Below are 8,519 nucleotides of genomic sequence, written 5' to 3'. Positions count from 1 at the left end.
CTACGTGCGGACGGGATAAGTGCTGAAAGCATCTAAGCATGAAGCCCCCCTCAAGATGAGATTTCCCATGGCGCAAGCTAGTAAGATCCCTGAAAGATGATCAGGTTGATAGGTCAGAGGTGGAAGCGTGGCGACATGTGGAGCTGACTGATACTAATAGATCGAGGACTTAACCAACGCTTTAAAAAAATGAAATACCTTCTTATTATCTAGTTTTGAAGGAATGAAAATTTCTTCTTGCATTTTCTCGAAAAGACGTTATAATAATATATGTCTTGAAAAAATGTTAACATTGTTTGGTGACGATAGCGAAGAGGTCACACCCGTTCCCATTCCGAACACGGCAGTTAAGCTCTTCAGCGCCGATGGTAGTTGGGGGTTTCCCCCTGTGAGAGTAGGACGTCGCCAAGCAGGTTTCATATGGAGGATTAGCTCAGCTGGGAGAGCATCTGCCTTACAAGCAGAGGGTCGGCGGTTCGATCCCGTCATCCTCCACCATTTTACACCTGCCGGTGTAGCTCAACTGGTAGAGCAACTGACTTGTAATCAGTAGGTTGGGGGTTCAAGTCCTCTTGCCGGCACCATTTTAAGATAGTACAAGCACGAGCCATTAGCTCAGTTGGTAGAGCATCTGACTTTTAATCAGAGGGTCGAAGGTTCGAATCCTTCATGGCTCACCATTTTATATGCGGGTGTGGCGGAATTGGCAGACGCACCAGACTTAGGATCTGGCGCCGCAAGGCGTGGGGGTTCAAGTCCCTTCACCCGCATCTTTCATGCGGAAGTAGTTCAGTGGTAGAATACAACCTTGCCAAGGTTGGGGTCGCGGGTTCGAATCCCGTCTTCCGCTCCACTTTTCGTATGTGCCGGGGTGGCGGAACTGGCAGACGCACAGGACTTAAAATCCTGCGGTAGGTGACTACCGTACCGGTTCGATTCCGGTCCTCGGCACCATCATAATATGCGCCCGTAGCTCAATTGGATAGAGCATCTGACTACGAATCAGAAGGTTGTAGGTTCGACTCCCGCCGGGCGCACCATGTTTTTATTGCGGGAAGTAGCTCAGCTTGGTAGAGCACTTGGTTTGGGACCAAGGGGTCGCAGGTTCGAATCCTGTCTTCCCGACCACGTAATTTTTAATGAATGGGGCCTTAGCTCAGCTGGGAGAGCGCCTGCCTTGCACGCAGGAGGTCAGCGGTTCGATCCCGCTAGGCTCCACCATTTTTTAATCAGATACTTATATTATATTGGCGGTGTAGCTCAGCTGGCTAGAGCGTACGGTTCATACCCGTGAGGTCGGGGGTTCGATCCCCTCCGCCGCTACCAATAAATATAAGGACCTTTAGCTCAGCTGGTTAGAGCAGACGGCTCATAACCGTCCGGTCGTAGGTTCGAGTCCTACAAGGTCCACCATATTCATCTTTAAAAAGCCATGGAGGTATACCCAAGTTCGGCTGAAGGGATCGGTCTTGAAAACCGACAGGGGAGTCAAATCCCGCGGGGGTTCGAATCCCTCTACCTCCTCCATTTTTTCAAAAAGCAGCAAGTTGTTTTGAAACAGCCTTACATAAAGGATGCAGACGAAACGATATACACGAAAACTTGATGCGAATCGTTTCATTATTACCGTCGCGGGGTGGAGCAGTCCGGTAGCTCGTCGGGCTCATAACCCGAAGGTCGCAGGTTCAAATCCTGTCCCCGCAATTATTAGGTCCCGTGGTGTAGCGGTTAACATGCCTGCCTGTCACGCAGGAGATCGCGGGTTCGATTCCCGTCGGGACCGCCATTCTTTAAATTCAAGACATATGTGGCTCAGTAGCTCAGTCGGTAGAGCAAAGGACTGAAAATCCTTGTGTCGGCGGTTCGATTCCGTCCTGAGCCACCATATTTTAAAAAATTACGGCGATTGTGGCGAAGTGGTTAACGCACCTGATTGTGGTTCAGGCATTCGTGGGTTCGATTCCCATCAGTCGCCCCATTTCGCGGGTGTAGTTTAGTGGTAAAACCTCAGCCTTCCAAGCTGATGATGAGGGTTCGATTCCCTTCACCCGCTCCAAATATGGGCCTATAGCTCAGCTGGTTAGAGCGCACGCCTGATAAGCGTGAGGTCGATGGTTCGAGTCCATTTAGGCCCACCATATTTGTATTGTTCCGCAGTAGCTCAGTGGTAGAGCATTCGGCTGTTAACCGAACGGTCGTAGGTTCGAGTCCTACCTGCGGAGCCATGGGGAAGTACTCAAGAGGCTGAAGAGGCGCCCCTGCTAAGGGTGTAGGTCGCGCGAGCGGCGCGAGGGTTCAAATCCCTCCTTCTCCGCCAGTTGGCCCGTTGGTCAAGCGGTTAAGACACCGCCCTTTCACGGCGGTAACACGGGTTCGAATCCCGTACGGGTCATAACAAAAAGGGAAGCATACATTCATGTATGCTTCTTTTTTTCATTTCTTTTCATTGATATAACTATCTTTTAATTTATAGGGGATGTCTCCAATATTGGAATCTATATTTTCTTCTTCCAGTGTATCTTCATATTCCTTTTGCTTTTTGTTCGGTATATCCACTCTATTTTTACCTTCGATATCATTTGCTGCAAATCCTTCATAGTCTTCAGGAAACCCGTTCGTTTCATCCTCGGTTTTATAAAGATCATTAAAATTGTCATGATCGCCTGTATAATCAGATGGCGTTTCGGATGTACCGAATTTGGCAACTTCACCAAAGCTATCTTCTTTATCCACCATTTCGGTTCCATGGCGATTTTCAAAATGATCACCCTTGGATGGAATGAGTATATCCTCTTCCGCTGGCCGGTCTTGTGAAAGTGGCCGTTCTGGGGCATGCTCGACACAGTAGAGGGTGCTTGGGATCGCTACAAGCCTCTCAATGGGGATTTCCATATTGCAGGTTTTACAATGGCCATACGAACCTTCTTCTATGGCTTTCAAAGCTTCATCAATTTTCTCCATTTCGGATTGTGCATGCTCATCGAGTGCTTGATTCCGTTCCATCTCGAATAATTCGGTTCCTAGGTCAGCAGGGTGGTTATCATAAGATGATAATTCCCCTACGGATTCCGTCTGACTTTTATCCAGAACGGATTGTTCATCATGTTGAATTCTATTACTTAGCTCATTTTTTTCTTGAAGCAGTTCTTTTTTGAATTTTTGCGTTTGTTGTTTCGTTGCCATATCCGATTCACTCCTTCTAAAGTCCAAATCTCATTTTATCTTGGTAAGATGGTTGTATTATCTATTACCCGAATCGGAGTATAGGAAAACAATATGGAACGGAAGATAGAAAAAAGGACTGAGCGGATGAGCTCAGTCCTCGGAGATTATATTAGATAGCTTATGAATAATCCAATGGCCATGAGTAAGCCAAAGAAGGTGTTCGTTTGGGCCGTGGCTTTCATTGCTGGCACCATCGTGATCGGCTGCGTTTTACCTACGAAGCCTTTGATTGCGGCCATGGCCTTCGGTATGCTAAGGAAAGCAAGGAGAATCCACGCCGTTACGCTTCCGATAAGAACTAGCCCAACAAGCCATAGATAAGAGAAAGCAAACATGATTGCCATGAATGTCAGGGCGTTTTTCCTGCCCATCACTACTGGCATCGTTTTGCGGCCATGTGCCTTGTCTCCGTCATGGTCACGGAGGTTATTGGATAAGTTGATCAGCCCGACCAAAATCCCACTTGGAATGGCAATTAAGATGGCTGTTGAAGAAACATCACCGGTTTGAATGAAAAAGGCGATCAGGATTATCAAAAAGCCCATGAACAATCCTGAAAAAAGTTCCCCGAATGGTGTATATGAAATGGGCAGGGGACCACCTGTATAAAGATAGCCTACAAGCATGCAAACCAGTCCTACTGCAGCAAGCCACCAAGATGATGCGGCACAGATATAGATTCCAATTAACAAGGCGATGGCATACATGCCAAGGGCCAAGTTCATGATTAGTTTGGGGGTCATCCCATGACGGACGATCCCGCCGCCGATTCCTACGGATTCCTCCGTATCCAAGCCTCTCTTGAAATCATAGTATTCATTGAATAAATTAGTTGCAGCTTGAATCAGGATACTTGCAATCATCATGGCAGCGAATAGTAACGAATTCACTCCATCTTCCAAAAGTGCAATCACAGTTCCAAGTAAGACTGGGACAAAAGCTGCGGTTAGTGTATGTGGACGAATTAACTCCCACCAAATCTTCCAGGTCCGTTTAAGGGGAAGTCCGTCGTATTCTGTTTGCATTATTTCTCTCCTCAAAATCATTATTGGTTCTCTCGAAATTATAACAAATATTGAAATCTTGCACAAAAGGTTATCCTAATAAATGCAGGAAAAGTGGGTAAGGGTGATAATTGGATTCTTGGAAGGTACATTTCCAAAATCAAGGGTATTTCTCTACATTCGCTAAGATTCATATAATAAGGAAAAAAGCAGGAAAGAATCGTTCGGTAAAGGGGCGTTTTATTGACATGAGGTTCAAGGGAGGTGTATCTTTAAATAGGTTAAAAAGCTTTTAAAATGTACATTTGGGGGGATTTTTTTGGCTATCTCAGAGGAAACTGAACAGTTTCAGGGACTGGCTTCAGCTATACAAAAGGCGAAGGACTTGAATGATCAAGTTCTATTCAGTCATATTAAGAAAGTTAATTGCAACAACCCCCTTTCATTTTATCAAGCTGGAAGAGAACGGTACGCGGGTGAACGCTTTTTCTGGGAGGACCCTGCAAAGGAAATAACCATCACCGGTTTAGGCAATGTTAAGAAACTCAAAGCGGCATCGAATGCCGAACGTTATAGAGAAGTCGAAAAGAGCTGGATCAAACTGCAGAATAATGCTGTCAAAACAGGAGTGACCGATGTAGAAGCGACAGGTCCTTTACTGTTTGGGGGCTTTTCTTTTGATTATGAAACTGACAGTACGCTCCTTTGGAATCAGTTCGGGGACAACCTGTTTTATATACCTGCCTTCATGCTGTCAATAGTGGGGAAACAAGCTTACTTAACGACAAACTTACTTTGTTCGCCTGATGATTCAGAAAAACTCTTCATAGATATGATAAATGAACGGGAAGCTTTCCTTTTCGAAAGCTTGAATGGCAATGGATTGGGTGCAAATTCCCTGGTTATGCAGAGGGAAGTCGAACCAGAGGAATGGAAGCGGACGGTCGCAGAGGCTGTACAAGAAATCAAGACGACAGATCTCGACAAAATCGTTTTGGCAAGGGAGCTTCGACTTGTTTTTGAACGTTCCATCGATTCAGGGAAAGTGCTTGAACAATTGATTGCTGAGCAGCCATTAAGCTATATTTTCAGTTTGGAGGCTGGTGGTGACTGTTTTGTAGGTGCCACCCCTGAACGTTTAATTAAGAAACAGGGAAATGAAGTTTTTTCTACCTGTCTTGCTGGATCGATGGGGCGAGGGAAAGATGAGCAAGAAGATGTTTGTCTTGGTGAAGAATTGCTTCATGACCAAAAGAATTTACGAGAGCATCAATATGTCGTGTCGATGATATCCAATGCTTTTGATTCTGTATGCGAAAAGGTGATGGTCCCGGCCGAACCAACACTTATGAAAAATCGTCATATCCAGCATTTGTACACACCGGTTCGGGGTATATCCAAGGAAGGTGTCACGATTTTTGAATTCGTCGAGAACCTCCATCCTACACCTGCTATGGGCGGACTTCCAAAAGAAAAGGCTGTTGTCCGAATTAGGGAAATGGAAGGTCTGGAACGCGGCTTTTATGCAGGTCCTTTAGGCTGGGTGGATACGTATGGAAACGGGGAATTCGCTGTAGGGATACGTTCTGCCCTAATACAGAATAATGAGGCATCGCTCTTTGCCGGATGCGGAGTAGTGGAAGATTCGACTCCCGAAAGTGAATTCCGGGAAACGGGGATTAAATTCAATCCGATGTTAAGTGCTTTAGGAGGAAATCTTAATGAATGACCGAGATGCATTGACAGCGTATGCTGCTTCATTCGTCGATGAGCTGGCACAAAATGAGGTGAAGCATGTGGTGGTGAGCCCTGGTTCACGATCCACGCCCCTAGCTTTGTTGCTAGTGGAACATCCTGATATCGAAATTCATATTAATGTGGATGAGCGTTCGGCTGCTTTTTTTGCCCTTGGTTTGGCTAAGGCCTTAAAAGAACCTGTCGGACTTCTTTGTACGTCCGGCACAGCCGCTGCAAACTATTACCCAGCCGTCATTGAGGCTTTCTATTCAAGAGTGCCGCTTATTGTACTTACCGCTGACCGCCCGCATGAATTACGTGATGTCGGAGCCCCGCAGGCGATCGATCAGATACATCTTTACGGGAGACATATAAAATGGTTTGTCGAAATGGCACTTCCTGAAAGCACGGATGGGATGTTGCGGTATGCCAGAACGGTCGGTGCAAGGGCAGTGGATACAGCGGCAGCTGAACCTGCAGGGCCTGTACATTTGAATTTCCCGCTTCGAGAACCATTGATTCCGGACCTGGAGCAGGCAAAGGAGTACAGGCAAAATAAAATCACGCCTGCAGTGTTGATTGACAGTGGAGAACGGTCACTGTCCGCATCACAAATAGAAGCTGTTACAACTACATTGTCAAAAGCTAAGCAAGGTATGATCGTATGTGGCGAATTACCTCATCCAGAGATGAAGGAAGCCATTGTCGCATTAGCGGAAAAACTTGCTTTTCCGGTACTGGCTGACCCTCTTTCACAGTTAAGGAGCGGAAGTCATGACAAAGCCGTCATAATTGATGCGTACGATACGTTTCTGCGCGATGAAGCGGCAAAAGCGGCTTTCAGGCCGGAAGTGATCTTGCGATTCGGGGCAATGCCTGTTTCTAAACCCTTATTGTTATTCATGAAAAAACAAAAACAGGCAATCACTTTGGTCGTCGATGGCGGAGCAGGCTGGCGCGAACCAGCCGGATTGGCAACGAATATGATTTACAGCGAAGAGACAGATTTTTGTCTGCGAATTGCTGAAAGTATTACTTCTTCCCCTGATGATGAATGGCTTGGCTTATGGCAAACCGTCAACGGAGCGACGAAGGATGCCTTAGCCTCCGTCAGGGATGAATCGGAGTTAAGTGAAGGCAAGCTGTTCGCCCTGCTTGCTGATATGATGCCATTGGAATCGACGTTATTTGTCGGGAATAGTATGCCCATACGTGATTTGGATACTTTCTTTTTGAATAATGGAAAAGGAATCAAAACCATTGCAAATCGCGGGGCGAATGGCATCGATGGTGTCGTTTCCACTGCTCTTGGCGTAAGCACGGTATCGAAAAATACAGTGCTGGCAATCGGGGATTTAAGCTTTTTCCATGATATGAATGGCTTGCTTGCGGCAAAACTTCAAAAACAAAATATTACGATATTGCTGGTTAATAATGATGGCGGCGGCATTTTCTCCTTCTTGCCGCAGGCGAATGAGAGGGAACATTTCGAAACGCTATTCGGCACGCCTCATGGGCTTGATTTTTCCCATACTGCCCAGCTTTATGGCGGTAAATACAACAAGGTGCAAAGTTGGGATGAGTTAGAGAAGGTATTTACTGAGTCATTCGAAATTCAAGGTCTGAAAATCATCGAAGTACCGACAGAAAGAGAGTCCAATTTACAAAAGCATCGAAATTTGTGGAGCTTTGTTTCCCAGGAAATAAAATTGGTGTTAGACAGGGAAATATCATGAAAATTGTCAGCAAGGATGTCAATTATGCTGTTGAAATAACGGGAAATGGAGATCCTCTTGTACTTTTGCATGGATTTACGGGAAAGCGGGATACATGGAAATTCCTCATTCCGCTACTGAGTGACAGGTATACCATGATAATGGTCGACATCATCGGTCATGGCATGTCTGCGTCACCAGCCGAACATCAAAGGTATGAGATGAAGAGTGTGGCTGAGGATATCAAGTATATTTTGGATGTGTTACATTTCCCGAAAGCCCATATCCTTGGATACTCGATGGGCGGAAGGCTGGGATTGGGATTTGCCTGTTTGTATCCTGAGTATGTTGATACATTGATATTAGAGAGCGCTTCACCAGGCCTTTTAACAGAGGAGGAACGGGAAATCCGAAGGGAAAATGATAGGAAGCTTGCCGAACGGATTCTTGAAAATGGCATGGAAGCGTTTGTGAATCAATGGGAAAACATCCCGCTGTTTGAAAGTCAAAAACGGTTGTCGGCCAAAACCAGATCGGCCATTCGGGAGCAGCGGTTGGCAAATGACCCTGTCGGCCTTTCCAATAGCCTTCTGGGTATGGGGACCGGCAGTCAGGCTTCATACTGGGAACAACTGCAAACCCTTGATTTCCCGGTGCTCCTTGTAACCGGTGAACTTGACCGTAAATTTTGTGAAATTGCGGACTCGATGAAAAAAAAGCTGAAGCGGGCCGAATGGAAAATAATTAATGATGCGGGACATGCGATTCATGTGGAAGATGGAGAAAAGTTTGGTAAAATAATAAGTGAGTTTTTAATAAGAAATTAAAGGAGGATTTT

At 45.9% G+C, this 8,519-nt stretch carries 5 protein-coding genes, 21 tRNA genes and 2 rRNA genes; 26 read left to right on the top strand and 2 right to left on the bottom strand.

The annotated features are described in order from the left end of the window. The 23 genes from Q8G36_RS16330 to Q8G36_RS16220 form a co-directional block, all read left to right on the top strand. A 23S ribosomal RNA gene (locus Q8G36_RS16330) occupies positions 1-177 on the top strand; the annotation flags it as partial. A gap of 118 nt (positions 178-295) precedes the next feature. Further along, positions 296-411: ribosomal RNA gene (gene rrf, locus Q8G36_RS16325) — 5S ribosomal RNA — on the top strand. 11 nt (positions 412-422) lie between these two features. Then, positions 423-498 (top strand) — tRNA-Val (locus Q8G36_RS16320). 10 nt (positions 499-508) lie between these two features. After that, a tRNA-Thr gene (locus Q8G36_RS16315) sits at positions 509-584 on the top strand. Between the two features lie 20 nt (positions 585-604). Further along, positions 605-680, top strand: a tRNA-Lys gene (locus Q8G36_RS16310). Positions 681-688: 8 nt separating this feature from the next. Next, a tRNA-Leu gene (locus tag Q8G36_RS16305) sits at positions 689-770 on the top strand. Positions 771-778: 8 nt separating this feature from the next. Next, positions 779-853 (top strand) — tRNA-Gly (locus tag Q8G36_RS16300). 12 nt (positions 854-865) lie between these two features. Further along, positions 866-954, top strand: a tRNA-Leu gene (locus Q8G36_RS16295). Between the two features lie 9 nt (positions 955-963). Then, positions 964-1,040, top strand: a tRNA-Arg gene (locus tag Q8G36_RS16290). An 11-nt stretch (positions 1,041-1,051) separates the two neighbouring features. Beyond that, positions 1,052-1,128, top strand: a tRNA-Pro gene (locus Q8G36_RS16285). A 17-nt stretch (positions 1,129-1,145) separates the two neighbouring features. Continuing rightward, positions 1,146-1,221 (top strand) — tRNA-Ala (locus Q8G36_RS16280). Between the two features lie 28 nt (positions 1,222-1,249). Then, positions 1,250-1,326, top strand: a tRNA-Met gene (locus Q8G36_RS16275). Positions 1,327-1,336: 10 nt separating this feature from the next. Next, positions 1,337-1,413: transfer RNA gene (locus Q8G36_RS16270), tRNA-Ile, on the top strand. 21 nt (positions 1,414-1,434) lie between these two features. Beyond that, positions 1,435-1,527, top strand: a tRNA-Ser gene (locus tag Q8G36_RS16265). 103 nt (positions 1,528-1,630) lie between these two features. Further along, positions 1,631-1,704, top strand: a tRNA-Met gene (locus Q8G36_RS16260). A 6-nt stretch (positions 1,705-1,710) separates the two neighbouring features. Next, positions 1,711-1,786 (top strand) — tRNA-Asp (locus Q8G36_RS16255). Between the two features lie 23 nt (positions 1,787-1,809). Then, positions 1,810-1,885: transfer RNA gene (locus tag Q8G36_RS16250), tRNA-Phe, on the top strand. Between the two features lie 17 nt (positions 1,886-1,902). Further along, positions 1,903-1,978, top strand: a tRNA-His gene (locus Q8G36_RS16245). Between the two features lie 4 nt (positions 1,979-1,982). Next, a tRNA-Gly gene (locus Q8G36_RS16240) sits at positions 1,983-2,056 on the top strand. A gap of 5 nt (positions 2,057-2,061) precedes the next feature. Then, positions 2,062-2,138, top strand: a tRNA-Ile gene (locus Q8G36_RS16235). Positions 2,139-2,150: 12 nt separating this feature from the next. Next, positions 2,151-2,225: transfer RNA gene (locus Q8G36_RS16230), tRNA-Asn, on the top strand. A 1-nt stretch (position 2,226) separates the two neighbouring features. Next, positions 2,227-2,317: transfer RNA gene (locus Q8G36_RS16225), tRNA-Ser, on the top strand. 3 nt (positions 2,318-2,320) lie between these two features. Then, positions 2,321-2,392 (top strand) — tRNA-Glu (locus tag Q8G36_RS16220). 41 nt (positions 2,393-2,433) lie between these two features. On the opposite strand, the gene Q8G36_RS16215 is transcribed toward Q8G36_RS16220, so the two are convergent. Continuing rightward, complete coding sequence (locus Q8G36_RS16215) at positions 2,434-3,183, bottom strand: TraR/DksA C4-type zinc finger protein (protein WP_305160874.1); 750 nt, start codon at positions 3,181-3,183, stop codon at positions 2,434-2,436. Between the two features lie 146 nt (positions 3,184-3,329). After that, the gene (locus Q8G36_RS16210) at positions 3,330-4,250 is read right to left on the bottom strand and encodes a 1,4-dihydroxy-2-naphthoate polyprenyltransferase (RefSeq protein WP_305160873.1); all 921 of its coding nucleotides are present in this window, start codon (positions 4,248-4,250) and stop codon (positions 3,330-3,332) included. 298 nt (positions 4,251-4,548) lie between these two features. On the opposite strand from Q8G36_RS16210, the gene Q8G36_RS16205 reads away from it, so the two are divergent. Genes Q8G36_RS16205 through menH form a run of 3 tightly spaced genes read left to right on the top strand, consistent with a single transcriptional unit; the run spans position 4,549 to position 8,508 of the window. After that, a complete protein-coding gene (locus Q8G36_RS16205) occupies positions 4,549-5,958 on the top strand; it encodes an isochorismate synthase (RefSeq protein WP_305160872.1) in 1,410 nt (469 codons plus the stop codon). Further along, positions 5,951-7,702 carry a 2-succinyl-5-enolpyruvyl-6-hydroxy-3-cyclohexene-1-carboxylic-acid synthase gene (menD, locus tag Q8G36_RS16200; protein ID WP_305160871.1) on the top strand — a complete coding sequence of 584 codons (1,752 nt, stop codon included), beginning with the start codon at positions 5,951-5,953 and terminating at the stop codon, positions 7,700-7,702. Before Q8G36_RS16205 ends, menD begins: the two co-directional genes overlap by 8 nt. Then, on the top strand, positions 7,699-8,508 hold the full coding sequence (gene menH / locus Q8G36_RS16195) for a 2-succinyl-6-hydroxy-2,4-cyclohexadiene-1-carboxylate synthase (RefSeq protein WP_305160870.1): 810 nt from the start codon (positions 7,699-7,701) through the stop codon (positions 8,506-8,508). Before menD ends, menH begins: the two co-directional genes overlap by 4 nt. Positions 8,509-8,519 lie beyond the last annotated feature (11 nt).

The sequence above is a fragment of the Peribacillus frigoritolerans genome (genome assembly GCF_030676415.1).
GTDB classification, from domain to species: domain Bacteria; phylum Bacillota; class Bacilli; order Bacillales; family DSM-1321; genus Peribacillus; species Peribacillus frigoritolerans_A.
The sequence above is the reverse complement of the archived record's forward strand: the minus strand, read 5'-3'. Positions and strand labels throughout refer to the sequence as shown.

Excerpts from the sequence above, each read along its gene's own strand:
- Q8G36_RS16215 (WP_305160874.1), bottom strand. The coding sequence starts at position 3,183 with ATGGCAACGAAACAACAAACGCAAAAATTCAAAAAAGAACTGCTTCAA.
- Q8G36_RS16210 (WP_305160873.1), bottom strand. The coding sequence starts at position 4,250 with ATGCAAACAGAATACGACGGACTTCCCCTTAAACGGACCTGGAAGATT.
- menD (WP_305160871.1), top strand. The coding sequence starts at position 5,951 with ATGAATGACCGAGATGCATTGACAGCGTATGCTGCTTCATTCGTCGAT.
- menH (WP_305160870.1), top strand. The coding sequence starts at position 7,699 with ATGAAAATTGTCAGCAAGGATGTCAATTATGCTGTTGAAATAACGGGA.